The organism is Nocardia sp. FDAARGOS_372, assembly GCF_002554515.1.
Classification (GTDB): domain Bacteria; phylum Actinomycetota; class Actinomycetes; order Mycobacteriales; family Mycobacteriaceae; genus Nocardia; species Nocardia farcinica.
Genome location: NZ_PDDW01000001.1, coordinates 5,555,163 through 5,577,987 on the forward strand (window position 1 = coordinate 5,555,163; position 22,825 = coordinate 5,577,987).

The window sequence follows — 22,825 nt, forward strand, 5'->3', positions numbered from 1 at the left end:
CCCGTCGGGTCGGCAATCCGGCGTGCTTTTACGTCCAGGTCAAGGAGGCTGAAGTGATTCAGCAGGAGTCGCGACTGCGCGTCGCCGACAACACGGGTGCGAAGGAAATCCTCTGCATCCGCGTTCTCGGTGGTTCGTCGCGTCGCTATGCCGGTATCGGCGACGTCATCGTCGCCACTGTGAAGGACGCCATCCCCGGCGGCAACGTCAAGCGGGGTGACGTGGTGAAGGCCGTCGTCGTGCGCACCGTCAAGGAGCGCCGCCGTCCGGACGGTTCCTACATCAAGTTCGACGAGAACGCCGCCGTGCTCATCAAGGCGGACAACGATCCGCGCGGCACCCGCATCTTCGGCCCGGTCGGCCGCGAGCTGCGCGACAAGAAGTTCATGAAGATCGTCTCGCTGGCCCCGGAGGTGCTCTGACATGAAGGTGCACAAGGGCGACACCGTGCTCGTCATCTCGGGTAAGGACAAGGGCGCCAAGGGCAAGGTCATCCAGGCCTACCCCAAGGAGAACCGGGTCCTCGTCGAGGGCGTGAACCGTATCAAGAAGCACGTCGCGAACTCCGCCAACCAGCGCGGCGCCTCCTCCGGCGGCATCGTGACCCAGGAGGCCCCCATCCACGTGTCCAACGTGATGGTCGTCGACTCCGACGGCAAGCCGACCCGCATCGGCTACCGGACCGACGAGAACGGCAAGCGGGTCCGCATCTCCCGTCGCAACGGGAAGGACATCTGACATGACCACCACCGAGAAGATCCAGCCGCGCCTCAAGGTCCGCTACCGCGAGGAGATCAAGGACGCGCTGGCGAAAGAGTTCAACTACGCCAACGTGATGCAGATCCCGGGCGTGGTGAAGGTCGTCGTGAACATGGGTGTCGGTGACGCCGCCCGCGACGCCAAGCTGATCAACGGCGCCGTCGAGGACCTGGCCCTGATCACCGGCCAGAAGCCGCAGATCCGCAAGGCCACCAAGTCCATCGCCCAGTTCAAGCTGCGTGAGGGCATGCCGATCGGCGCCAAGGTCACCCTGCGTGGCGACCGGATGTGGGAGTTCCTGGACCGCCTGGTGTCCATCGCGCTGCCCCGTATCCGCGACTTCCGCGGTCTGTCGCCGAAGCAGTTCGACGGCAACGGCAACTACACGTTCGGTCTGAGCGAGCAGTCGATGTTCCACGAGATCGACGTGGACAAGATCGACCGTCCGCGCGGTATGGACATCACCGTGGTCACCACCGCGACCAACAACGAAGAAGGCCGTGCCCTGCTCAAGCACCTCGGCTTCCCGTTCAAGGAGAACTGAGCCATGGCGAAGAAAGCTCTGGTCAACAAGGCCAACCGGAAGCCGAAGTTCGCGGTCCGCGCCTACACCCGCTGCCAGCGCTGCGGCCGTCCGCACGCGGTCTACCGCAAGTTCGGCCTGTGCCGCGTCTGCCTGCGCGACATGGCGCACAAGGGCGAGCTCCCCGGCGTCCACAAGAGCTCCTGGTGAGCTGACGCTCACCCGAGCACAACCGAACACCGCCCGAAGGCACGGACTCCCCGAGTCCGTGCCTTCGCGCGCATGGGGAGACCGCCACTCCGACTACGATGGGCGCATGCCGAGCCCACAGTCCGGCCCGCCGGACCTCCCCGAGTACCTCACGTGGGACGAGCTCGAGCAATTGCCGGACGAGATCGCCAGCCGGATCGAACTCTGGGACGGCCGCGTGGTCTGGCTTCGGAGGGGGCCCGCCGAGCATCAGGCGTTCACCTTCGCGTTGACGGCCGCGCTGAAACGGTGCACGAAGGAAGCGCACACGCATCGTCCGGACGAATGCTGGCGTGCGGACTTCGAGACGAACGTCTTCTTCGGCTCGACCGGCAAGAACGACTTCGTCACGCCGGACTTCCTGGTCTACCGGTGTCCGGACGCGCCCTACCAGGACATTCGCGCCAAGGATGTGCTGATCGTGGGTGAGGTGCTTTCCCCGTCGAACACCCCGTCCGACATCGAGGACAAGAAGGCGCGCTACGCGAAGGCGCAGATCCCGTGGTACTGGGAGGTGGTGTTGGACCGCGAGCGCAGTGCTATCCGCTACGTCCATGCCTACGCGTTGGAAGCCGGGCACGGGCGCCTGCCCGCCGGCGTCCGTCCGTTGTATCCGGCCAACTACCTGTTGGTGGGCAGGTGGCCGGCCGACGCCACGCCGGGCATCGACCTGGAGGTCCCGTTCCCGATCCGGATTCCGTGGTCGGAACTCGAATTCTGAGTGCTTTCCGGCGTTACGGGATGGCGATCGTGTTCTGTCCCTCGCTTCACCGTAGGGCGATCGCCGCTCCCGGGGAGGCGGGGGCTGCACGGAGGACGAGGGTGGCGGGGGTGGTGTCGGCGGGGAGGTCGAAGGCCAGTTGGAGGGTGGTGCCGACGCCGGGGTTGTAGTCGTGGCGGAACTCGCCGTTGAGGGACATGCTGCCGGGCAGGTCGGGGGTGTGGGCGGCACCGCGGCTGTCGATCAGCTGCTGGTGCGCGTAGTCGAAGGTGACCGGCTCGTCGCCGGTGTTGGTCACCTCCACGCGGGCGACCGCGAACCGGCCCGTGGCGTCCGCGCCGGTGACGGGGCCGCCGAGGTGGGTGGCGCCGAATTCCACGCGGGTCACGACGAATTCGAGCGCGCCGTCGCGGACGGGCAGGGTGCTGCGCGCCGGGATCGGCAGCTCCTCGGGGCCGCTGTCGCCGCCCGCGGCCGTGCCGCCGCAGCCGGTGCCCGACAGGCAGATCGCGGTCAGCGCGATCACGACCCGGACGGGGAGCCTTCGAGGGCCTACTGCACGGGGTCTGCGCCGCTGTCTCACACGAATCTCACTGATGTGGTGCTGATCTCGAGCGGCGTTCCCGGTCACCGTGGTCGGCCGTCTCAGCAGCGTATCCGCGATGTCGCGCGCGAGTGCCGGTTTTGCGACCGAACGGACGGTCCGGACCGTCCCGATAGGCTGTCGGTCATGACTGTCGAGGTATCTCACCTGCCGAGGATCGTTGTCGGTACATACTTTTCGTCGCGCAATACCCGCCGGTGCCCCCGCGCCGCCGCCCGTGCGCTACCGAGCGGCTGACCCGTGGTGGCACATGAGACCGCGCTGGCGTTGATCCAGCTGGGGGCGGTGTTCTTCGGGTTGGGGTTGCTCGGGCGGGTCGCGGCCCGGATCGGCATGTCGCCGATCCCGCTGTATCTGCTCGGCGGATTGGCATTCGGCACCGGTGGCCTGGTCGAACTGCACCAGGTGGACGAGTTCATCCACCTGGCCAGCGAGATCGGTGTCGTCCTGCTGCTGTTGCTGCTCGGACTGGAATACAGCGCGAGTGAACTGGTCACCGGCCTGCGCAAATCCTGGGCGGCCGGTGTGCTGGACTTCGCGCTCAACGCGACACCGGGGGTGCTGGTCGCCTTCGCGCTCGGGTGGGGTTTCACCGGCGCGATCGCGATGGCGGGCGTCACCTACATCTCTTCGTCCGGAATCGTCGCGAAGGTCCTCAACGATCTCGGTCGGCTCGGCAACCGCGAGACACCGGTCATCCTGTCGATCCTGGTGTTCGAGGACCTGGTGATGGCCGGGTATCTGCCGGTGCTGACGGCGGTGCTGGCCGGTGTCGGCTTCGTCGCCGGATTGCAGACGCTCGGTATCGCGCTGGCGGCGGTGACCGTGGTCCTGGTCGTGGCGCTGCGGTACGGGCGGTTCGTCTCGCTGATCGTGGACAGCAAGGACCGCGAGATCTTCCTGCTGAAACTGCTCGGCTCGGCGCTGCTGGTCGCTGGCATCGCCTCCGCGGTGCAGGTGTCGGCGGCGGTGGGCGCGTTCCTGCTCGGCATCGCGATCTCCGGGTCGACCGCGCACAACGCCACGAAACTGCTGGAACCGCTGCGTGATCTGTTCGCGGCTCTGTTCTTCGTGTTGTTCGGGTTGAGCACCGATCCGGCGACGATTCCGCCGGTCCTGGGCTGGGCGTTGCTGCTCGCGGTGGTCACCACGGCGACCAAGGTGGCGACCGGCTGGTGGGCGGCCCAGCGGGCGGGCGCCTCGCGCCTGGGCCGGGCCCGAGCGGGCACCGCGCTGGTCGCCCACGGCGAATTCTCCATCGTCATCGCGGGTCTCGCGGTGACGGCGGGCGCCGTCCCCGCCGAGTTCGCCGCGCTGGCGACCACATATGTGCTGCTCATGGCGGTCGCGGGTCCGGTGGCCGCACGCGTGGTGGAGCCGGTGATGGGGCTGCTCGCGCGCACACCGGCCAAGCCGGCGCCGGCGTCCCTGTCACGGCTCGATGAGCCCGACGCGGATGGCGTAGCGGGTCAACGCCAGCCGGTCGCGCAGCCCCAGCTTCTGGAGGATGTTCGCCCGGTGCCGGTCGACCGTCTTGACACTGATGACGAGAGTGTCGGCGATCCCGCGTGAGGAGTAGCCCTCCGCGACCAGTTTGAGGATCTCCTCCTCGCGGGCGGTGAGGATGTTGTCCGGGGGCGGTGTGCCCGCACGGGTGCGCTGCAACCACTCCCGGATCAGCGACGTCACCGCCCCCGGGTACAGGAACGGCTCACCGCGCAGCGTGGCGCGACAGGCCTCGAGCAGGTCGCGGTCGGCGACCGACTTGAGCACGTAGCCGGAGGCGCCCGCCTTCAGCGACTCGAAGAAGTACTGCTCGTTGTCGTACATCGACAGCATGAGCAGCCGGAGGTCCGGGTGACTGCGGTGGATCTCACGGGCGGCCTGGATGCCCGTCATGCGCGGCATGGCGATGTCCAGGATCACCAGGTCCAGCAGGGTGTCGGCGGCCCGCTGCACCGCCTCGTACCCGTTGGCGGCCTCGGCGACCACGGTGAGATCGGGTTCGGCATCGATGATCAGGCGCAACCCGGCGCGCACCAGGGCGTGGTCGTCGGCGAGCAGGATCCGGGCCGGTGCGGCGGCGGTCATGAACGACTCCCTTGGTCGGTGCGCGGGATCGCCAGGGCGATGTCGGTGCCTCCGCCCGGCGGCGAGTCGATGGTGAGTGTGGCGTCCACGAGCAGGGCACGCTCGCGCATCCCGCGGATGCCCGCGCCGTCGGTGGTCACTCCGCCGCGGCCGTCGTCGCGGACCCGCAGTTCGATCAGGTCGGCGCTGGCGTGCAGGCGCAGCAGGGCGCGGTGGGCCACGGCATGGCGGACCACGTTGGTCAGCGCTTCCTGCGCGACCCGGTAGCAGACCAGCTCGACGTCCGGGCCGAGCCGGGGCAGTGCTCGATCGATCTCGCGGGTCACCTCGATGCCCGCGGTGGCCGCCACCTCGGCGCACAGGGCGTTGAGCGCGCTGGCCAGGCCGAGATCGTCGAGCACGTCCGGGCGCAACCGGCGGGCGATGCCCCGCACTTCGTCCAGGCAGGCCCGCACCGTCTCCTGCGCCCCGCGCAGCTCCTCGCCCGCCGGGCCTGGCGCTTTGTCGATGGCGCGCTTCATCGACAGCAACGCGACGGTGAGGCTCTGCCCGATCTCGTCGTGCAGTTCGCGGGCGATGCGGCGGCGCTCGCCCTCCTGGGCCGCCAGGGCGGAGGCGCTGGCGGTGGTGCGCTCGGATTCCAGCCGGTCCACCATCGCGTTGAAGGCCTCGATCAGCTGGGCGAGGTCACCGTGCACGGGGGCGTCGAGCCGCCCGCTGCGCCGCAGCGGGTCGACCCGGCGCATGGACGCGATCAGCGTGTCCAGCGGGGCGAGGCTGGTGCGCAGCAACACCGCGTTCGCGGCCAGGATCACCGCGAGCCCGACGACGAGCACCGGGATCTCGGCCAGCCGCACCCGCGCGGACACTGTCGCCGGGGAGAGCGCCAGCACGAGCGTGCCCACCGTGAACACCAGGCCGTTGATCAGGAAGATCCGCCGGAACAGTGTGTCGGCGGGGGTCCGGGTGTGCCGCCGGAAGCGGCCGAGCGCGCGCACCGCAGCCTGCATCCTGCCAGTGTGGCCGCTGGGGCGTGGGGTGTCCATGAGGTCGGGCACCCATCCGGCAAGCCTCCGGCTACAGGATCGGCACCGCGGGAAATGGGTGTGTGCGCCGATGGTGGCGGGCCGGATGTCCGCCCAGACTGGAGCCACCGGTTCGGCTGGCTCGGCGGGAGGAGTTCACGAATGGACGTCGACCGCGTGACGGTACCGGGCACCGGCGTGCTGCACCACCTGCGCACCCGCGCGGGCGTCCGGTTCGCCCTGCTGACCCGCGGCGACGACAGGCAGTTGCTCGTCTACGACCAGCAGTGGCCCGACGAACCGGCCCAAACCATCACGCTGGCGCCGGACGAGGCCGATCAGCTGGCCGACCTCCTGCACAGCGCGCCGCTGCCGGACCGAGTGGCCCGGTTGGAGCGACGGATGAGCAGGCTGCTCGCCGAACGGGATCCGGCGTGAGCTCCCGCCGCGCCCGCCTCGATCCCGGCGACTGACCTGCCCCCGGCCGGGACGAGGCGACGATGCACCAACTCCTGGCGCTGACGATCTTCGCGGCGGCGTTCTGGTGCATTGCCACCGAGCGGTTCGACAAGGTCGCGACCGTACTGGTCGCGGCGGCCCTGATGGCCCTCACCGGGGTGATCCCCGGCGACGAGGTCTTCTACGACCCGCACGCGGGTATCGACTGGAACGTCGTGTTCCTGCTGCTGGGCATGATGATCATCGTCGGCGTGGTGAAGCAGACCGGATTGTTCGACTGCCTGGCGATCTGGGCCGCCAAACGCTCTCGCGGCGACCCGTTCCGGCTGATGGTGCTGCTGATGACCATCACCGCGGTCGCCTCGCCGATCCTGGACAACGTCACCATCATCCTGCTGATCGCACCGGTCACCATCGTGGTGTGTGATCGGCTGCGGCTGCCCGCGCAGCCGTTCCTCATCGCCGAGGTGCTCGCCGCCAACATCGGCGGCGCCGCGACCCTGGTCGGCGACCCGCCCAACATCATCATCGGCAGCCGGGCGGGCCTGAGCTTCAACGACTTCCTGATCCACATGGCGCCCGCCGTCGCGGTGATCTTCGCGTTGTTCGTCGTGTTCACGCGGTTCCTGTTCCGCGCGCACCTGCGGGACCGCGCGGCCGACGTGACCGCCGTGCTCGCGCTCGAGGAACGACACGCGATCACCGATCCGCGGCTGCTGCGCCGGTCGCTGCTCGTGCTCGCCGGTGTCGTGGTCGGCTTCGGGCTGCACACCGTGGTGCACGTGGCGCCCTCGATCGTGGCGCTGCTCGGCGCGGGAGCGATGCTGCTGGTCGCCGACCTGGAGGTCGGCACGGTGCTGCGTGAGGTGGAGTGGGGCACCCTGGTGTTCTTCATGGGCCTGTTCGTGATCGTCGCCGGGCTCATCCACACCGGCGTCGTCGATCGGCTGGCGGCCGTCGCGGTCGGCGCTTTCGGAGACGACCCGGTGCTGTCCTCGGCGGCGCTGGTGTTCGGGTCGGCCATCGCGGGCGCATTCATCGACAACATCCCCTACACCACCACGGTGGCGCCGGTGGTGGAGGAACTGGTCGCGCAGGCACCCGACCACGCCACCGGGCAGGCGCTGTGGTGGTCGTTCGCGTTCGGCGCGGATTTCTCCGGCAACGGGACGGCGGTCGCGGCGGGCGCCAACGTCGTCGCACTGGGGATCGCCCGCCGCGCCGGGCATCCCATCACGTTCTGGCAGTTCACCAAGTACGGCGTGGTCGTCACCGCGCTGTCGACCACGCTCGCCTGGCTGTACGTGTGGGTGCGCTACTTCTGACCCGGGTCCGCTGGGAGGGCGGCGGTGAGGGCGGTGCGGAAGTGCGGGCAGGTGCGGACGTCCTCGGCGGTGCAGTCGAGGGCGTGTTCGATGGCGGCGCGGGCGGCCTCGGCGCGGGCGATGTGCTCGGTGAGCCGGGCGTGCTGGGCCTGGAGCAGCCTGCGTCGGCCGGACCGGTCGGCGACCCGGGCGAACAGCTCGCGGATCTCGTCGAGGGAGAAGCCGACGGATTTGCCGATCAGGATGACCCCGACGCGCTCGACGTCGTCGGCTCGGTAGCGGCGCCGCCCGCCCGCGTCCCGGCGCGGGGTCAGCAGGCCCGCGTCCTCCCAGTGCCGCAGCACATGGGTCGCCAGACCGAAGCGCGCCGCGAGTTCCCCGATCGACAACTCCGCCACTCTCCCGACTCTAGGCGCCGCCGGGGCGCGCGGTGATCCGCGTGAACAGGCTGAACCACGACAGCGGTGCGCGCTCGACCGTGCCGAACACCGATCGCAGGGCGGTCAGGGCCGGTGCGGTGCGGACGAACCGGAAGTCGTAGACGACCAGGCGTCCGCCCGGGGCGAGCACCCGCGCGAGTTCGGCCGCCGCCGCGGGCAGATCCGGCCATTCGTGCATCGACAGCGTCGAGACCACGTAGTCGAGGCTGCCGTCGGGAAACGGCAGGTCCGCCACGTCCGCGACGGCCAGCCGGGCGCCCGGGGCGCGTCGGGTGGCGAGCTCGATCATGTGTGGGGAGAGGTCGGCGCCGGCGAGGACGAGGTCGGGGCGGCGGCGCGCGATGCGGGCCAGCAGCCGCCCGGGCCCGGTCCCCACATCCAGCAGCCGGGCGCCGGGTGGTGCGTCCACCTCGGCGGCGACGCGGTCGTAGAAGCGGGTGAGCAGCCGGGTCGCCCGGCGGTCGTAGGCGGTGCTCGCGGCCGGGTCGAGGAAGGTGTTCATGGACCGAGCGTGCGAGTTCAGGTCGACCTGAAGTCAAGGCCGCTACGATCGGACGATGGCGTCGCTGGTCACGAAGGTTCTCGGTACGGTCGCCGGCCAGCTGGGCAATCCGCACGGTGTGCTCGGCAAGGGCGTGGCGCTCATGCTCAACCGCACCAACCGGGCGATGATCGCGGCCGCGGTGGACGCCGCCGAGGTCGGCCCTGGCGACATCGCCGCCGACGTCGGTTTCGGCGGGGGCGTCGGCCTGTCGATGCTGCTCGACCGGGTCGGCCCGGACGGCTCCGTGGTCGGTGTGGAACTCTCGCCGGACATGCTCTCGCGCGCGCGGTCGGGGTACGCCCGCGAGATCGCGGCGGACCGGCTGACCCTGCGCGAGGGTTCGCTCACCGAGCTGCCGCAGCCCGACCGCAGCCTGGACGCGCTCATCACGGTCAACACCCTCTACTTCGTGCCCGAACTCGACCGCGCCTGCGCCGAGCTGGCGCGGGTGCTGCGCCCGGGCGGGCGTGCGGTGGTCGCGGTCGGCGATCCCACCGACATGGCGAAGCTGCCCTTCACCGAGCACGGTTTCCGGTTGCGCCCGGTCGCCGAACTCCGGGCCGCGCTGACCGCCGCCGGCCTGACGGTCGAGCACGTCGGGCGACCGCGCAAACCCGTCGGCCTGCACCTGCTCGTCGGCCGTCGGCCCTGACCGTTCGCCCGTGTCGGCGGGACCACCCGCCCCGCCTCGGGTGATGCGAAGCGGGGCCCGATTTTGTCCAGGTCGGCCGGTTGCCTACACTAGAGCGGTTGCCTGGGCACTTCCATGCCTTCGTGCGTGTCGTGCGCCCGGGCGATACGTACCCCGCCGGTCGGCAGCTGCCGCCCGGACCAGCCGAATTGTTGTAGGCCCACCATCCGTGTGCGCGAGCACGTGGGTGCTGCATGGGAACCGCAGCGAGAAAGGTGTCGAGGTCGAACCATGACCATGACCGATCCGATCGCAGACTTCCTGACCCGTCTGCGCAACGCCAACTCGGCGTACCACGATCAGGTGAAGGCTCCGCACTCGAAGCTCAAGGCGAACATCGCCGAGATCCTCAAGCGCGAGGGCTACATCGCCGACTACCGGACCGAGGATGCCCAGGTGGGCAAGACGCTCGTCGTCGACCTCAAGTACGGCCCCAGCCGTGAGCGCAGCCTCGCCGGCGTGCGCCGCGTGTCCAAGCCCGGTCTGCGTGTGTACGCGAAATCCACCAACCTGCCCAAGGTCCTGGGCGGCCTCGGCGTGGCGATCATCTCCACGTCCCAGGGTCTGCTCACCGACAAGCAGGCGGCCAAGCAGGGCGTGGGCGGCGAAGTCCTCGCTTACGTCTGGTAAGGGAGTCAGGACAAATGTCGCGTATTGGTAAGAAGCCCATCGCAGTCCCGTCGGGCGTCGAGATCACCATCGACGGCCAGCACGTGTCGGTGAAGGGGCCCAAGGGCACCCTGACCCACACCGTCGCGGAGCCGATCACCGTCACCCGTGGCGAGGACGGCCAGCTCGAGGTCGCCCGCCCCAACGACGAGCGCCGCAACCGCTCGCTGCACGGCCTGACCCGCACCCTGATCGCCAACATGATCGAGGGCGTCACCAAGGGCTACGAGAAGAAGATGGAGATCTTCGGCGTCGGTTACCGCGTGCAGGCCAAGGGCTCGAACCTGGAGTTCGCGCTCGGCTACAGCCACCCGGTGCCGGTCGAGGCCCCCGAGGGCATCACCTTCGCGGTGGAATCGCCCACCAAGTTCTCCGTGTCCGGAATCGACAAGCAGAAGGTCGGCCAGATTTCGGCGGTCATCCACGGTCTGCGCAAGCCCGACCCGTACAAGGGCAAGGGCATCCGCTACGCAGGCGAGGTCGTTCGCCGCAAGGTCGGAAAGACGGGTAAGTGATCATGGCGCAAACCGAAAACCAGAAGTCCAAGCGCATTCCGCTGGGCAAGGACGTCTCCACCCAGCGCCGTCTGTCGAAGGCGCGCCGCCACTTCCGCCTGCGCAAGAAGATCGCCGGTACCACCGAGCGTCCGCGCCTGGTGGTCCACCGCTCCTCGCGGCACCTGCACGCGCAGCTGGTGGACGACACGGTCGGCAAGACCATCGCCGCCGCCTCCTCGATCGAGCCCGATGTGCGGGCCGTCGAGGGCGACAAGACCGCCAAGGGCAAGAAGGTCGGCGAGCTGATCGCCGCCCGCGCCAAGGCGGCCGGTGTCGAGGCCGTCGTGTTCGACCGTGGTGGTCACGACTACCACGGCCGCATCGCGGCGCTGGCCGATGCCGCTCGTGAAGGCGGGTTGAAGTTCTGATGATGAAGACTGCGAACGGAAGGAACGTCTGATGCCGGGACGTCAGCGGCGTGACGGCGGAAACGGACCCGCCGGACAGAACAGCAATGGCCCCGAGGGCCGTGACAACCGTCGTGGCGGCGGCGACCGCCGCGGTGGCGGTGACCGTCGGGACAACGCGGCCGAGAAGAACCAGCTCGAGCGCGTCGTCGCGATCAACCGTGTGTCGAAGGTCGTCAAGGGCGGCCGTCGCTTCAGCTTCACCGCGCTGGTGATCGTCGGCGACGGCAACGGCCTGGTCGGCGTCGGCTACGGCAAGGCCAAGGAAGTTCCCGCGGCCATCCAGAAGGGTGTCGAGGAAGCGCGCAAGGGCTTCTTCCGCGTCCCGATGATCGGCTCCACCATCACCCACCCGGTCCAGGGTGAGGCGGCCGCCGGTGTGGTCATGCTGCGTCCGGCTTCGCCGGGTACCGGTGTGATCGCCGGTGGTGCGGCGCGCGCCGTGCTGGAGTGCGCCGGTATCCATGACATCCTGGCGAAGTCGCTCGGCAGCGACAACGCCATCAACGTCGTGCACGCGACCGTTGCGGCTCTCAAGCAGCTGCAGCGCCCCGAAGAGGTGGCGGCCCGCCGTGGCCTGCCGCTCGAGGACGTCGCTCCTGCGGGCATGCTGCGTGCGCGCGCTCAGGCGGCTGGAGGTGCCAGGTAAATGGCAGATCTCAAGGTGACCCAGATCAAGAGCTCGATCGGCGCCAAGAAGAATCAGCGCGACAGCCTGCGGACGCTCGGTTTGCGTGGCATCCGCAAGTCGGTCGTGCGGGAGGACAACCCCCAGAACCGCGGGCTGATCAACGTCGTGCGCCACCTCGTGACCGTTGAGGAGGTCTGACATGACCATCAAGTTGCATCACCTGCGTCCCGCCCCGGGCGCCAAGACCGACAAGACCCGCGTGGGTCGCGGTGAGGGCTCCAAGGGCAAGACCGCGGGCCGTGGTACCAAGGGCACCAAGGCGCGCAAGAACGTCCCGGCCGCCTTCGAGGGTGGCCAGATGCCGATTCACATGCGGCTGCCGAAGCTCAAGGGCTTCACCAACAAGTTCCGCACCGAGTACCAGGTCGTGAACGTGGGCCGCATCGCCGAGCTGTTCCCGCAGGGCGGCACGGTCGGCAAGGCCGAGCTGGTCGCCGCGGGCGCGGTGCGCAAGAACCAGCTGGTGAAGGTCCTCGGCGACGGCGAGATCGGCGTCGCGGTCCAGGTGACCGCCGACAAGGTGACCGGCTCCGCCAAGGAGAAGATCACCGCGGCCGGTGGCACTGTCACCGAGCTGGCCTGACGGTAGGCTCTGACGTAGTGGCACCGGACGAGAAGCCTCGTCCGGTGCCACTGTTAGAGTTCAATAGCTCTGCCAAGCCAAGCCTCGTCATGGTTTTCGGCGTCCTCAGCTGAAACATCCATGTCTTGACCATGTCGTTCGCGCCAGGAGGATCTGTGCTTTCCGCCTTCGTATCGGCCTTCCGGACTCCGGACTTACGGCGGAAGATTCTCTTCACGCTGGGGTTGGTCGCGCTGTACCGAGCCGGTGCCTCGTTGCCGTCTCCCGGCGTGGACTACAAGGCCGTGCAGGAGTGCGTGGACCTGGTCTCCGGCGGTGAGAACGCCGGCATCTACCAGCTGATCAACCTCTTCTCCGGTGGTGCGCTGCTGCAGTTGTCGGTCTTCGCGATCGGCATCATGCCCTACATCACCGCGAGCATCATCATCCAGCTGCTCACCGTCGTCATCCCGCGGTTCGAGGAACTGCGCAAGGAAGGCCAATCCGGCCAGACGAAGATGACGCAGTACACCCGGTACCTGTCGATCGCGCTGGCGATCCTGCAGGCCACCGGCCTGGTCGCGCTCGCCGCGCGCGGGCAGCTGTTGCAGGGCTGCCAGCAGGACATCCTGGCCGATACCAGCATCTTCGGCATGATCATCATCGTCCTGGTGATGACCGCCGGCGCGGCGCTGGTGATGTGGTTCGGCGAGCAGATCACCGAGCGCGGTGTCGGCAACGGCATGTCGCTGCTCATCTTCGCCGGTATCGCCGCCCGCATCCCCACCGAGGGCAAGGCGATCCTGGACAGCCGCGGCGGCATGGTCTTCGCGCTGGTCTGCGTGGCCGCGTTCCTGATCATCGTCGCGGTCATCTTCGTCGAGCAGGGCCAGCGCCGGATTCCGGTGCAGTACGCCAAGCGCGTGGTCGGCCGAAAGATGTACGGCGGCTCCTCGACCTACCTCCCGCTGAAGGTCAACCAGGCCGGTGTCATCCCGGTGATCTTCGCCTCATCCCTGCTGTACCTGCCGAACCTGATCGCACAGCTGACCGGCTCGCAGACCGCCACCGATCCGAGCTGGTGGCAGGAGATCATCCAGAAGTACCTGGTCAACCCCAGCAACCCGATCTACATCGCGATCTACTTCGGCCTGATCGTCTTCTTCACCTACTTCTACGTCGCGATCACCTTCAATCCGGAGGAACGCGCCGACGAGATGAAGAAGTTCGGTGGCTTCATCCCCGGGTATCGTCCCGGTAAGCCGACCGCCGATTACCTGAATTTCGTGCTGAGTCGCATCACGCTGCCCGGCTCGATCTACCTCGGTCTCGTCGCCGTCCTGCCCAACGTGTTCCTCGACATCGGCAACTCCGGTGGCATCCAGAACCTGCCGTTCGGCGGCACCGCGGTACTGATCATGGTGAGCGTCGGTTTGGACACGGTGAAGCAGATCGAAAGCCAGCTGATGAACAGAAATTACGAAGGGTTCCTCAAGTGAGAGTTGTACTGCTCGGTCCGCCGGGTGCCGGCAAGGGCACCCAGGCCGTCCTGCTGTCGGAAAAGCTGGGCGTCCCGCACATCTCCACCGGGGACCTGTTCCGCGCGAACATCAGCCAGCAGACCCCGCTGGGCCGCGAGGCCCAGAAGTACATGGACGCCGGCGACCTGGTGCCCAGCGATGTGACCAACCGCATGGTCGAGGCGCGGGTGAACGAGCCCGACGCCGCCAACGGGTTCGTCCTCGACGGGTATCCGCGCACGGTCGACCAGGCCGACGCGCTGGAGAAGATCCTCGGCGACATGAACTCCAAGCTGGACGCGGTGCTGTGCTTCGTCGTCCCGGAGGACACCGTCGTCGAGCGCATGCTCGCGCGCGGCCGCAACGACGACACCGAGGACGTCATCCGCAACCGCATGCGGGTCTACCGCGAGGAGACCGAGCCGCTGCTCGACCACTACGACGGCCTGGTCGTCACGGTCGACGGTGTCGGCGAGGTCGACGAGGTCAACGAGCGGGCGCTGCGGGCGCTCGGCCGTTGACGCCGGAGCGCTGAACCAGTGGTCTTCGGCCGGAAGAACAAGAAGGTGGTGCCGTTCCGCACCGCCGGTGAGCTCGACGCGATGGCGGCGGCGGGCGCGGTGGTCGGCCGCGCTCTCGTCGCCGTCCGCGCGGCCGCCAAGCCGGGGGTGTCCACCCTCGAGCTCGACGAGGTCGCCGAGCAGACCATTCGCGAGGCGGGCGCGGTGCCCTCGTTCAAGGGCTACCACGGTTTCCCCGGCTCCATCTGCTCGTCGGTGAACGACCGGGTCGTGCACGGCATCCCCAGCGCCGAGGAGATCCTCGCCGAGGGTGACCTGGTGTCCATCGACTGCGGCGCCATCCTCGACGGCTGGCACGGCGACTCCGCCTGGACCTTCGGCGTCGGCTCGATCATCGAGGCCGACCGGCTGCTCAGCGAGGCGACCCGCATATCGATGGAGGCGGGCATCGCGGCCATGGTGCCCGGCAACCGGCTCACCGACGTCTCGCACGCCATCGAGCTGGGCACCCGGGCGGCCGAGCAGGAGCACGGCCGCGCCTACGGCATCGTCGACGGGTACGGCGGTCACGGCATCGGCCGCGAGATGCACATGGACCCGTTCCTGGCCAACGAGGGCGAGCCCGGCCGTGGCCCGCAGCTGGTCGTCGGTTCGGTACTGGCCATCGAGCCGATGCTGACCCTCGGCACCACCCAGACCAAGGTGCTCGACGACGACTGGACCGTGGTCACCGTCGACGGCAGCCGCGCCGCGCACTGGGAACACACCGTGGCCGTCACCGAGGACGGGCCGCGGATTCTCACCCCGCGGCCGGAGTAGGTCTCAGATACCCCGTCGAGCGCGGCGACCCGCGGCGATCTCGACGGGGTCGCCGTTCTCATCCCATTTCCGGCGCCGGATCATGCGTCCGGCGTCGTCGAATTCGCGTTCCTCGGCCAGCTGTCCGTTGCGGTGCCAGAACCGGTGCACGCCCACCGGCATGCCGTGGCGCATCTCGCCCTCGGCCTTGCGCCCGCCGTCGGCCCACCATTCCCGTTCCGGCCCGTGCGCGATGCCGTCGACGTAGAACTGCTGGGATACCAGCTGTCCGCCGACCTGCTCGACCACCTCGCCGGTGAACGGCTCGCCGTCGTGCTCGAGGCGCTGGTCGTCGGCGTACGAAACGGCGTCCACCGCGAGGTCGATGCGTTTCACTGGCCCTCCTGCTCGTGCTCGGTGCGGCCCGGCTCGTCGTTCGGTGGCTCGGGTGTGTCCGAAACCCGGTGGGGTTCGGGGACGTACCCGTCGACCAGGTGCGCGGGCAGGTGCGGGAAGCTGTGGTACCGGCCGCTGTGGTTGGTCGCCCTGCCCATCGTATGGTGGCAGTTCGCGCAGTACGGCTTGGGTTCCAGCGGCAGCGGATCGCCGTTCTCGTCCTTGGGTGGGACCAGGGAGTACGTCTGCGAATAGAACTCGGCCATCGCGGCGGGCGAGGCGTCGAGTCCGTGCTCGTCGCGCGCCCACAGTGCCTCGTTGGCGGCCTTCACCTCGGCGTGCCCGTAGGGGTTGTCGAAGTGCGGGTAGGGGCGGGTCAGCGCGGGCGATTCCGGGTTGCCCGCGCGATCGAGCGCGGGATAGCCACCGTTCTCCAACACGTGGCCGCGCCTGCGCATCTCGGTGATGTTGTGTTCGATGGTCGGATGGGTGTCGTCCGCGGCGAGAGTGTCCGCGCCCGAGCCGTTGAAGCCTTCGTACACCACGCCGGTCCGCAGATCCATGACGACCGCGGACACCTTGCCGTGCGACTTGAAGTTGGCGTAGATGCCCTTCTCCTGCCACCGGGCCACCCGGCTCCGGCCCGCCGCGTTCGACTCGCCGGCCGGCGTGGCGCGGGCGGCGGTGAACTTCTCGGCCCGGTCGCGGGCGATGGCGTCGACCACCTCGCCGACCGGCCGTCCGCCGATGCGGATGATGAGTCCGTCGCTGTTCCTGGTCACGCCGTCCGGATGGTTGCTCAGGTCGGCGATGGCCTTCGGGCCGGGATCGATCGGGGCGACGGTGTGGTCGTGGGGTGGATACGCGCCGAGTTCCCAGCGCGCGACCTCCACCGCGTGATCGGGATTGCGGGCGGCGGGCAGGTCCTTCGGCAGGAAGGCGTGCTCGACGCGCGCGGCGAGTTCGGCGCGGTCGGTGGGGGCCGCGGGGATCTGCTCGAGCAGCGCGCGCAGATGAGCCGGTGTGCCGGGTGCCAACAGCCGCACCGCACCGTCGACGACGACCGCCATGAGCCCCCGGGGGCGGTGGTCGATGTCGGCGGCGAGGGCGAGCCGCTGACCGTAGCCCTGCCACGCGCGGTAGTCGTCGGGGTCGAAGTCGGGGTCGTTGGTCAGTTCCTCGATCAGGGCGGCGCGCGCGGGGTCCGTCGTGGCGTCCGGGCTCGCGGTGTCGTCCGCTGCGGTGTCGTCGGAATCGGCGGCGGGCGTGGTCGATTCGACGGGCGCCGCCCCGGATTTCGCGGCGATGTCGTGTTGTTCCTCGGGGGAGCGGAAGACCGGGACGTCGCGGTGGGCGGCCAGGGCGTCGGCGACGGCACGGCGCACGTCCTCGGGGGTGCTGAGGGTTTCGGCGCTGCGGCGGATGAGGGCGACCTCGTGTTCGGGGGTGCCCGGGCGCAGCTCACCGGCGAGCTCGTCGTCGGCGTCCAGCCACGAGCGGTAGGTGGCGATGTCGAAGCCGGGATCGGCGGTCAGTTCGGTGACGCGGTTCACCATGTCGCCGGTGTCGCCGGGTAGCCGGCTCAGCGCGTCGGCCACGTGCCAGGAGGTCATGGTGCGGTCGACGCCCTCGACCGACAGATCGGCCCACTCGACCCGCGGCGGCCGCAGCGCCCCGAACACCACCAGCGGTTCGTTGTCGGTGTCCGGGTCGGGGTCGGGCTGGTGCGAGTCGATGATCTTCTCGAAGTTGCGTTCCCGCTGGTAGGCCGAGGGCGGGTCCCAGTAGACGTGCGGGCCGTGCTGCACACCCGCGCGCAGGATGGCCAGGTTGCGTTCGTGCTCGCGCAGTTCGGCGGGCGTAAGGCGGGTGCCGTCGGCATGTCGCAGGTCGAACAGGTCGTGGTCGCCGGTGATGGGGCGGAATTCGCCGTCGACGGCGGCTTCTACGATGCCCTGCTCCGTGGTTCGGAAGGTGCCCTGCCGCTCGAACTCGCGCATGCTCGTCTCGTAGGCGTCGAAGTCGGCGGTGCGGTCCTGCAGCCGCTTCTTCAGTGCCGCACTGTGTTCCGGTGTCATTCCGGCGGTGTCGGGCATCCGCAGCATGCCGGGGGCGAACCGGCCGACCAGCCCCTTGGCTTCCGGTGGTGCGCCGAGTTCGATGTCGAGGTCGTTGATCGTCTTGTCCTTGATCGCCATCGGTTTGGGGACCGCGCCGCGTTTCAGATGCGGCACCGAATCCGGGTTGGTGGGCCGCACGAACATCCGCAGGCCGTACCGGTCGACGTAGCGCTGGAGCTTCTGCTGGTTCTCGATCGGGATGCCGTAGAGCTCCTCGATCTGTTCGGGTGTCGGTTCGTCGTCGCCGGGCACGGGCACGGCGGTGTCGTCGGTGCCGTCGCCGATTCCGCCGTCACCGGGGGCAGGGGTGCCCTCGGCCGGTGTGGTGGCGGCGGGAGTTGTCGAGGCCGGGGTGGTCGCGGCCGGCCCGGTGGGCTCGTAGACGATCACCATGCGGTGGTCGGGCCGCGGGGGCGTGAACTTCGCCATCTTGCCCGCGTCGAGGACGTTGCTGCCGCCCGCGTTGATCGTGTAGTCGTAGTCGTCGTTGCCCGCGCCGGGGAACTCCGTGCGCTCGTCGATGCGGAACGGCAGCTCCGAGTCGGCGAACAGCCGCTCCAGCGCTTCCCACAGCCGGTCGCCGTCGATGTGGCCGCGGTCCCCGGGGTAGCCGCCGTCGGCCTCGGACTTCTCCGGTTTCATGTCCCACTGCAACTCGATGCGCGCGCCGGGCGCCAGGCCGTCGATCATGCTCCGGGCCAGTGCGTCGTAGACGTCGTCGTCGAAGTGGGCGCTGACATTGTTGATGTAGATGCGGCCGATCCGCCCCGCACCGTCCTCGGCCAGGACGTGCCCGTCGAAGAGCATGTCACCGAACACCATCACCGTGCCCGGCTCGGTGAGCGGGCCGGGGTCGAGGATGCCGCGGTCGCGACGGCGCTGGGCGGCCACCGGGAACTCCGAGGCGAGTTCGGTCTTGATGATCAGGCCCTCGCCCACGCGGTCGGGCGTCGGCGTCATCTCCACCGCGAAGGCGCTGCGGCCGACGCCGACATCGATGGTGTGCGCGCCCGTGGCGGCGGCGGGCGCGGCGGGCCGTGGCCGGTGCGCGATGCGCTCGTTGTCCTCCCCGAAGACGTTCTGCTCCAACGGCAGCCGGTGCTGCGGGCGGGGGCGCGGCAGGATCTCCACGGCCGCGCGTCCGTCGACCCGATCGTGCACCACCACGGTGTACTCGACGTTGACGCCGAGTGCGGTCGCGGCCCGGTTGGCGCGGTCGACCTCGCGCAGTAGATCCGCGAACGGCATCGTTTCGCCGTCGAGGGTGACGGTCGCGTCGGCGTGGTTCAGCTCGGTCGCGAAGCGGCGCGGTTGCGTGCCCAGGTCGTCGGCGGCCTCGTGCATGCGGCGGAAACCGTCCTCGCCCAGGGTCTCCCGGAAGGCGTCGGGCAGGGCGGCCCGGAGGTTGTCGATGGCGGCGTGCACGGCCGCGGCACGCTGGACCTCGGTGAGCGTGGTGTCGTTGAGGGCGGCGTTGATCGGGTCGAGCGCCGCGAACAGCTGTTTGGCCGGCACGGTCTTGCGCGCGGCGGCCGCCTGCTTGCCGGTGAACACCGGGTCGAACACGCGGCGGACCAGCTCCTCCCGGATGCGGCCCTGCGTCGCGAGCGTTTCCATCCTGACCAGGCTCTCGTCGCCGAGGCGCTGTTCGAGCAGCGTCCGGTAGTCGGCGAGGTCGCCGAAGTCCGCGGTGTCGGGTCCGATCGCGGGACGGTGCGCGAAGGGGCTGTCCTGTTCGAGGTCGAATCGCCCGGCCAGCACCGGGTCGTACCGGGACAGCAGCTCGTGCGCCTGCGCGGCGCGGGCCGGGTCGGTCAGGCCGAGATGAGCGGCCAGGTCGGCCAGGTCCCGGCGCAGGGCGGGCAGTTCGGCGGTGCGGGCGGGGTCGAAGGTGGCGCGGTCGATGTGCGCGAGCAGCACCCGCAGTTCGGCGAAGCGACCGCCCAGGTGGGTGGTGAGCGTGGCGGGTGTCTCGGTGGCCGGGTCGATGTCGATCGCCGGTTCCAGCGACAACGCGATCTCGGCGAGCTCGTGCGCGACCGCGCGCGGGATGTCCGCCGTTCGGGCCGTGGGCGACACGCGCACCTCGTAGCCAGCCTCCGGGCGGCCGTCGAGCGGCCCGAACTCGGCGACGGCGCCGTCCTCGGTCGGCGCGACCCGCACGTGGATCTCCCGGCCGTCGGGGAGGACGAAGTAGCCGCCGTCCCGGTTCCAGGCGATCGATCCCGGGGTGATCAGCAGCAGATTGTTGCCGATCTCGGCCAGCAGCTGGCCCTGGTCCAGTCCGGGCAGGTCGGCGGGCCGGGCATCGCCGCGGAAGTCGCCCACCGGGCCCGCGGTACCGCGCTGGTCGCCCGGCCGGTCGTTCCACGGCATCCGCGGGTTGGATTCCGGCACCGGGACGACGGGCCCGACCGGGACCACGAGACCGGCGTCGCCGCCACGGTCGGCGGCGGGCACGTCGACACCGGTGGACCGGGCCTGCACCGCGACCACGGGCGGCGCGACGCTGCCGTCCACGATCCCCGCCCTGGCGGCACCGGCGGAAGCCGGGGCAGCCGGGGATGTTTCGGTGATCGAGCCGGTCGGCGCGCCCGCGGCCGGGGCGGATGTGGCGCCGGGGGCGGCATCGACTCGACCGTCCGCGGTGGGTGCGGTGCCCGGGGTCCCGGGTGCGTGACTGTCGACGGTCGCGGGTGCGGCGTGCGTGGCTGCCGACGGGGCCGCGGACAGGTGTCCGTCGACGGTTGCGGGGGAGGCGTGCGTGGGGGCGATCGAAGCACCGGGTGCCGTGCCGGGGGACGCGGGTGGCCGGCCATCCGCGGTGGGCGTCGGCTGCGGCTGGGCAACCGTTGCGGAGGGTGCGCCGTCGCCAGGAGCGGTCGATTGGTTCGCGGTTCCCGTCGCCGCCGAGGTGCCCGCCGGCGTAGGGGTGCCCGGCGAGGTAGACGTGCCCGGCTGTGTGGGGGTGCCCGTCGACGTGGAGGTGCCCGGCTGTGTGGGGGTGCCCGTCGACGTGGAGGTGCCCGGCTGTGTGGAGGTGCCCGCCGACGTGGAGGTGCCCGTCGACGTGGAGGTGCCCGGCGGCGTAGCGGTGCCCGACGACGAAGTGCCGCCGACCGGGGCGGTACCGGGGCCGGGGGTGGGCGCACCCGCGCCGGGCGCCGCAGTGGCAGCGGGTATTCCGGCGCCGGGCAGCGCACCATTCGGTAGCGCCGTGCCACCGGCCGTCGCCGCGCCGGGCGTGCCCGCCGTCGCGGCCGTCGACACACCGGCGCGGGTGTCGAGTGGGTTGCGGTCGGTGACCCCGGTCCGCTCGCCCTGGCCCGGCGTGCCGGTGGAGTCGCGGGCCTCGCCCGTCGGGGTGTCCGCGGCGGTGTCCCGAGGGGTGGGGGTGGCCGAGTCGGCGGTCTGGTGGCCCGGCGCTTCGTCGCCGGTATCGGATTCGCGTCTGGTGTCCGCCGCGGGCGGGGACCCACCGTCCGTCGCGGTGTCCGCGTCCGGGGTCGGGGTGGCCTCGGTGGTCGGCCCGGCGTCGGCCTGGGCGGACGGCACGTCGCCGACCGAGCCGGCCGGTTGGGTGGACTGCGGGGTCGGACCGCCCGCGGACTCCGCGCCGGGCGCGGCGGCTGCCGCCGGTGTGGTGGCGCCCGGCGCCGCGTCGTCGGCCGTGCGGGTGCCGGACGCGGGGTCGGTCTGCCCGGGTGCCTCCGCGGTGGGGGAGCGGTCGGCGGCCGGTGTGCCGCGGTCGCCGGTCGCGGGATCGGTGCCGCGGTCACCGGTGGTGGGCGTCTGGCCGGGAGAGCGCTCGCCCGGGGTTCCGGTCGCGGTCGGGTCGCTCGCCCTCGGCTGTCCGGCACCGGGATCGGTGCCGCTGTCGCCGGCGGGGACGGTGGCCGGGTCACCCGGGACGGGTGGGGCGAGGCTGCCGTCGACCGGCGGGACGGTCTGTACCGGTCCGCCGCCTGGCCCGGTGAACTCGCCGGTGCCGCGGTAGCCGTAGATGCCGCCGGGCAGTGCGCCGGAGAACGCGCCGCCGGTGATGCTGCGCGGATCGAAATCCCAATTGCCCGTGAGCAATCCGGTGGCACCGTAGGCCGCCGCCGCGCCGCCGGTGCCCGCCAGCCCGCTGACCAGTGCGCCGTTGAACGCACCCCGCCAGCCGCCCATGCTGGTGTCGATGTGCCTGCCCGCGCCGAACCCCACGAGGCCGCCCGCGCCGCCCGCGACGGCCGAGATGGCGGCGTTGAGCCCGACCGCGTTCCAGTCGTACCCGTCGATGTGGCCCTTGGCGTTCTGGTAGGCCTGCACCGCCAATTCCTGGGTGGTGCCCTGGAAGGTCTCGATCAGTGCTTCCTGCATCACCTCGAAGGTCATGTGCCCGATGAGGTCACCGACCCGCTTGGCGGCGACGGCGCTCATCCGCCGCCCGATCATCCGGACGATGATCTCGCTGATCCGCCGGATGAAGGCGTTGCTGATCGCCCGGAACGCCACCCGGGCGCTGGCGAACACCGCCGCCGTGGCGAACGGACTCGCCGGGCCCGATGCCAGCGCCCACGCCACCTCGGCCACCAGCCAGCCGCCCGCGATGTAGAAGTTCAGCTTCGCGGCCTCGAGCTGATCGCCCATGGAATCGGCGGAGTCGGCCAGCGCTTGGTAGTTGTCGGCGAACTGGCGCAGCGAACCGTGCGCCTCGGCGGAACCGTCGCCGTCGCGCAGCGGCTGGATCCACTCGAGGATCTTCTCGCCGCCGCTGCCGTCGGGGTAGGCGTTGGCGAGGCCGCTGATGATGCCGTCGAGATCGGGGATCAGCTCGCGGATGTCCCCGGCGACCTGCTGGAGTTCGCGGCCCATCTGCCACATCAGGTCTTCGTTGCCGTGCGGCCAGTCCGCGCCGATGAGCCACTCGAACGGCTCCAGCCACGAGGGAAAGTACAGGGCCACGGGGAACCTCAGTTCTCAGCGGCGTGGCCGGGCCGCGAGCCGGACGAATGAGCCGATGGCGCGAACCCTCCCACTCCAAGCTCCTCGCTCAGCACGCCGGCGTGTCCCGCCGGACTCTCCTCCCTCGGAAACGACTGTCCCGATCCGGCTTTCGATTGGTGACGCAGAATCGACTCTGTCACAACCGCTCGATGAAGACAATACGA

24 protein-coding genes and 1 pseudogene are annotated in these 22,825 nt (G+C 70.1%); 18 read left to right on the forward strand and 7 right to left on the reverse strand.

Annotation, left to right across the window (positions count from 1 at the left end):
- Window positions 1-53 precede the first annotated feature (53 nt).
- The 5 genes from rplN to CRM89_RS25950 all read left to right on the forward strand — a co-directional run bounded on the left by rplN (window position 54) and on the right by CRM89_RS25950 (window position 2,252).
- Window positions 54-422, forward strand: a complete 369-nt coding sequence (rplN, locus tag CRM89_RS25930) for a 50S ribosomal protein L14 (RefSeq protein WP_011207305.1) — start codon at window positions 54-56, stop codon at window positions 420-422.
- Window position 423: 1 nt separating this feature from the next.
- Window positions 424-738, forward strand: coding sequence for a 50S ribosomal protein L24 (rplX, locus tag CRM89_RS25935; RefSeq protein WP_011207306.1), 315 nt, complete (start codon window positions 424-426; stop codon window positions 736-738).
- Window position 739: 1 nt separating this feature from the next.
- The gene (gene rplE, locus CRM89_RS25940) at window positions 740-1,303 is read left to right on the forward strand and encodes a 50S ribosomal protein L5 (protein WP_011207307.1); all 564 of its coding nucleotides are present in this window, start codon (window positions 740-742) and stop codon (window positions 1,301-1,303) included.
- Between the two features lie 3 nt (window positions 1,304-1,306).
- The gene (locus CRM89_RS25945) at window positions 1,307-1,492 is read left to right on the forward strand and encodes a type Z 30S ribosomal protein S14 (RefSeq protein WP_011207308.1); all 186 of its coding nucleotides are present in this window, start codon (window positions 1,307-1,309) and stop codon (window positions 1,490-1,492) included.
- 106 nt (window positions 1,493-1,598) lie between these two features.
- On the forward strand, window positions 1,599-2,252 hold the full coding sequence (locus CRM89_RS25950; protein WP_172964641.1) for a Uma2 family endonuclease: 654 nt from the start codon (window positions 1,599-1,601) through the stop codon (window positions 2,250-2,252).
- A gap of 46 nt (window positions 2,253-2,298) precedes the next feature.
- On the opposite strand, the gene CRM89_RS31155 is transcribed toward CRM89_RS25950, so the two are convergent.
- A complete protein-coding gene (locus tag CRM89_RS31155) occupies window positions 2,299-2,778 on the reverse strand; it encodes a DUF4352 domain-containing protein (protein ID WP_172456808.1) in 480 nt (159 codons plus the stop codon).
- 318 nt (window positions 2,779-3,096) lie between these two features.
- Here CRM89_RS31155 and CRM89_RS25960 point away from each other — a divergent pair.
- Window positions 3,097-4,257: pseudogene (locus tag CRM89_RS25960) on the forward strand (cation:proton antiporter); the annotation flags it as partial.
- Between the two features lie 30 nt (window positions 4,258-4,287).
- Here the strand turns inward: CRM89_RS25960 and CRM89_RS31445 are convergent.
- Together CRM89_RS31445 and CRM89_RS25970 are read right to left on the reverse strand one after the other, a co-directional pair.
- Window positions 4,288-4,947 (reverse strand): response regulator transcription factor, encoded by a 660-nt coding sequence (locus CRM89_RS31445; protein WP_098086544.1) that lies wholly within the window; start codon window positions 4,945-4,947, stop codon window positions 4,288-4,290.
- On the reverse strand, window positions 4,944-5,957 hold the full coding sequence (locus CRM89_RS25970) for a sensor histidine kinase (RefSeq protein ID WP_060593136.1): 1,014 nt from the start codon (window positions 5,955-5,957) through the stop codon (window positions 4,944-4,946). Before CRM89_RS25970 ends, CRM89_RS31445 begins: the two co-directional genes overlap by 4 nt.
- A gap of 177 nt (window positions 5,958-6,134) precedes the next feature.
- On the opposite strand from CRM89_RS25970, the gene CRM89_RS25975 reads away from it, so the two are divergent.
- Window positions 6,135-6,410, forward strand: coding sequence for a hypothetical protein (locus CRM89_RS25975; RefSeq protein ID WP_011207314.1), 276 nt, complete (start codon window positions 6,135-6,137; stop codon window positions 6,408-6,410).
- Between the two features lie 62 nt (window positions 6,411-6,472).
- Entirely contained in the window at window positions 6,473-7,756 is a 1,284-nt protein-coding gene (locus CRM89_RS25980; RefSeq protein WP_011207315.1) for an SLC13 family permease, read from the forward strand.
- On the opposite strand, the gene CRM89_RS25985 is transcribed toward CRM89_RS25980, so the two are convergent.
- Window positions 7,747-8,154 carry a MerR family transcriptional regulator gene (locus CRM89_RS25985; protein WP_060593134.1) on the reverse strand — a complete coding sequence of 136 codons (408 nt, stop codon included), beginning with the start codon at window positions 8,152-8,154 and terminating at the stop codon, window positions 7,747-7,749. The two genes, CRM89_RS25980 and CRM89_RS25985, sit on opposite strands and share 10 nt — an antisense overlap.
- Before the next feature lie 10 nt (window positions 8,155-8,164).
- Window positions 8,165-8,698 (reverse strand): class I SAM-dependent methyltransferase, encoded by a 534-nt coding sequence (locus CRM89_RS25990; RefSeq protein ID WP_060593133.1) that lies wholly within the window; start codon window positions 8,696-8,698, stop codon window positions 8,165-8,167.
- Between the two features lie 55 nt (window positions 8,699-8,753).
- On the opposite strand from CRM89_RS25990, the gene CRM89_RS25995 reads away from it, so the two are divergent.
- From CRM89_RS25995 to map, 10 genes are all read left to right on the forward strand, one after another.
- Complete coding sequence (locus tag CRM89_RS25995; RefSeq protein ID WP_098086545.1) at window positions 8,754-9,392, forward strand: class I SAM-dependent methyltransferase; 639 nt, start codon at window positions 8,754-8,756, stop codon at window positions 9,390-9,392.
- A gap of 270 nt (window positions 9,393-9,662) precedes the next feature.
- On the forward strand, window positions 9,663-10,061 hold the full coding sequence (gene rpsH, locus CRM89_RS26000; protein WP_011207319.1) for a 30S ribosomal protein S8: 399 nt from the start codon (window positions 9,663-9,665) through the stop codon (window positions 10,059-10,061).
- A gap of 14 nt (window positions 10,062-10,075) precedes the next feature.
- The gene (gene rplF / locus CRM89_RS26005; protein WP_060593131.1) at window positions 10,076-10,615 is read left to right on the forward strand and encodes a 50S ribosomal protein L6; all 540 of its coding nucleotides are present in this window, start codon (window positions 10,076-10,078) and stop codon (window positions 10,613-10,615) included.
- A gap of 2 nt (window positions 10,616-10,617) precedes the next feature.
- Window positions 10,618-11,025: a 50S ribosomal protein L18 gene (gene rplR, locus CRM89_RS26010; RefSeq protein ID WP_011207321.1), complete on the forward strand. Its 408-nt coding sequence runs from the start codon at window positions 10,618-10,620 to the stop codon at window positions 11,023-11,025.
- Window positions 11,026-11,056: 31 nt separating this feature from the next.
- Entirely contained in the window at window positions 11,057-11,713 is a 657-nt protein-coding gene (gene rpsE / locus CRM89_RS26015; RefSeq protein WP_011207322.1) for a 30S ribosomal protein S5, read from the forward strand.
- Window positions 11,714-11,893, forward strand: a complete 180-nt coding sequence (gene rpmD / locus CRM89_RS26020; protein ID WP_011207323.1) for a 50S ribosomal protein L30 — start codon at window positions 11,714-11,716, stop codon at window positions 11,891-11,893.
- A 1-nt stretch (window position 11,894) separates the two neighbouring features.
- A complete protein-coding gene (gene rplO / locus CRM89_RS26025) occupies window positions 11,895-12,338 on the forward strand; it encodes a 50S ribosomal protein L15 (protein ID WP_011207324.1) in 444 nt (147 codons plus the stop codon).
- A 155-nt stretch (window positions 12,339-12,493) separates the two neighbouring features.
- On the forward strand, window positions 12,494-13,816 hold the full coding sequence (gene secY, locus CRM89_RS26030; protein ID WP_011207325.1) for a preprotein translocase subunit SecY: 1,323 nt from the start codon (window positions 12,494-12,496) through the stop codon (window positions 13,814-13,816).
- Window positions 13,813-14,358 (forward strand): adenylate kinase, encoded by a 546-nt coding sequence (locus CRM89_RS26035; protein ID WP_011207326.1) that lies wholly within the window; start codon window positions 13,813-13,815, stop codon window positions 14,356-14,358. The genes secY and CRM89_RS26035 overlap by 4 nt, the downstream gene beginning before the upstream one ends.
- Window positions 14,359-14,376: 18 nt before the next feature.
- Window positions 14,377-15,177 carry a type I methionyl aminopeptidase gene (gene map, locus CRM89_RS26040; protein ID WP_011207327.1) on the forward strand — a complete coding sequence of 267 codons (801 nt, stop codon included), beginning with the start codon at window positions 14,377-14,379 and terminating at the stop codon, window positions 15,175-15,177.
- A 3-nt stretch (window positions 15,178-15,180) separates the two neighbouring features.
- Here map and CRM89_RS26045 read toward each other — a convergent pair whose 3' ends face one another.
- Window positions 15,181-15,552 (reverse strand): toxin-antitoxin system YwqK family antitoxin, encoded by a 372-nt coding sequence (locus tag CRM89_RS26045; protein WP_086846095.1) that lies wholly within the window; start codon window positions 15,550-15,552, stop codon window positions 15,181-15,183.
- Window positions 15,549-22,619 carry a hypothetical protein gene (locus CRM89_RS26050; protein WP_098086546.1) on the reverse strand — a complete coding sequence of 2,357 codons (7,071 nt, stop codon included), beginning with the start codon at window positions 22,617-22,619 and terminating at the stop codon, window positions 15,549-15,551. The genes CRM89_RS26045 and CRM89_RS26050 overlap by 4 nt, the downstream gene beginning before the upstream one ends.
- Window positions 22,620-22,825: the final 206 nt, after the last annotated feature.

Excerpts from the sequence above, each read along its gene's own strand:
- rpmD (WP_011207323.1), top strand. The coding sequence starts at position 11,714 with ATGGCAGATCTCAAGGTGACCCAGATCAAGAGCTCGATCGGCGCCAAG.
- CRM89_RS25945 (WP_011207308.1), top strand. The coding sequence starts at position 1,307 with ATGGCGAAGAAAGCTCTGGTCAACAAGGCCAACCGGAAGCCGAAGTTC.
- rplE (WP_011207307.1), top strand. The coding sequence starts at position 740 with ATGACCACCACCGAGAAGATCCAGCCGCGCCTCAAGGTCCGCTACCGC.
- CRM89_RS25995 (WP_098086545.1), top strand. The coding sequence starts at position 8,754 with ATGGCGTCGCTGGTCACGAAGGTTCTCGGTACGGTCGCCGGCCAGCTG.
- CRM89_RS25980 (WP_011207315.1), top strand. The coding sequence starts at position 6,473 with ATGCACCAACTCCTGGCGCTGACGATCTTCGCGGCGGCGTTCTGGTGC.
- CRM89_RS31445 (WP_098086544.1), bottom strand. The coding sequence starts at position 4,947 with ATGACCGCCGCCGCACCGGCCCGGATCCTGCTCGCCGACGACCACGCC.
- rpsH (WP_011207319.1), top strand. The coding sequence starts at position 9,663 with ATGACCATGACCGATCCGATCGCAGACTTCCTGACCCGTCTGCGCAAC.
- CRM89_RS25970 (WP_060593136.1), bottom strand. The coding sequence starts at position 5,957 with ATGCAGGCTGCGGTGCGCGCGCTCGGCCGCTTCCGGCGGCACACCCGG.
- rplF (WP_060593131.1), top strand. The coding sequence starts at position 10,076 with ATGTCGCGTATTGGTAAGAAGCCCATCGCAGTCCCGTCGGGCGTCGAG.
- rpsE (WP_011207322.1), top strand. The coding sequence starts at position 11,057 with ATGCCGGGACGTCAGCGGCGTGACGGCGGAAACGGACCCGCCGGACAG.
- CRM89_RS25975 (WP_011207314.1), top strand. The coding sequence starts at position 6,135 with ATGGACGTCGACCGCGTGACGGTACCGGGCACCGGCGTGCTGCACCAC.
- rplR (WP_011207321.1), top strand. The coding sequence starts at position 10,618 with ATGGCGCAAACCGAAAACCAGAAGTCCAAGCGCATTCCGCTGGGCAAG.
- CRM89_RS25990 (WP_060593133.1), bottom strand. The coding sequence starts at position 8,698 with ATGAACACCTTCCTCGACCCGGCCGCGAGCACCGCCTACGACCGCCGG.
- rplX (WP_011207306.1), top strand. The coding sequence starts at position 424 with ATGAAGGTGCACAAGGGCGACACCGTGCTCGTCATCTCGGGTAAGGAC.
- rplO (WP_011207324.1), top strand. The coding sequence starts at position 11,895 with ATGACCATCAAGTTGCATCACCTGCGTCCCGCCCCGGGCGCCAAGACC.
- CRM89_RS25950 (WP_172964641.1), top strand. The coding sequence starts at position 1,599 with ATGCCGAGCCCACAGTCCGGCCCGCCGGACCTCCCCGAGTACCTCACG.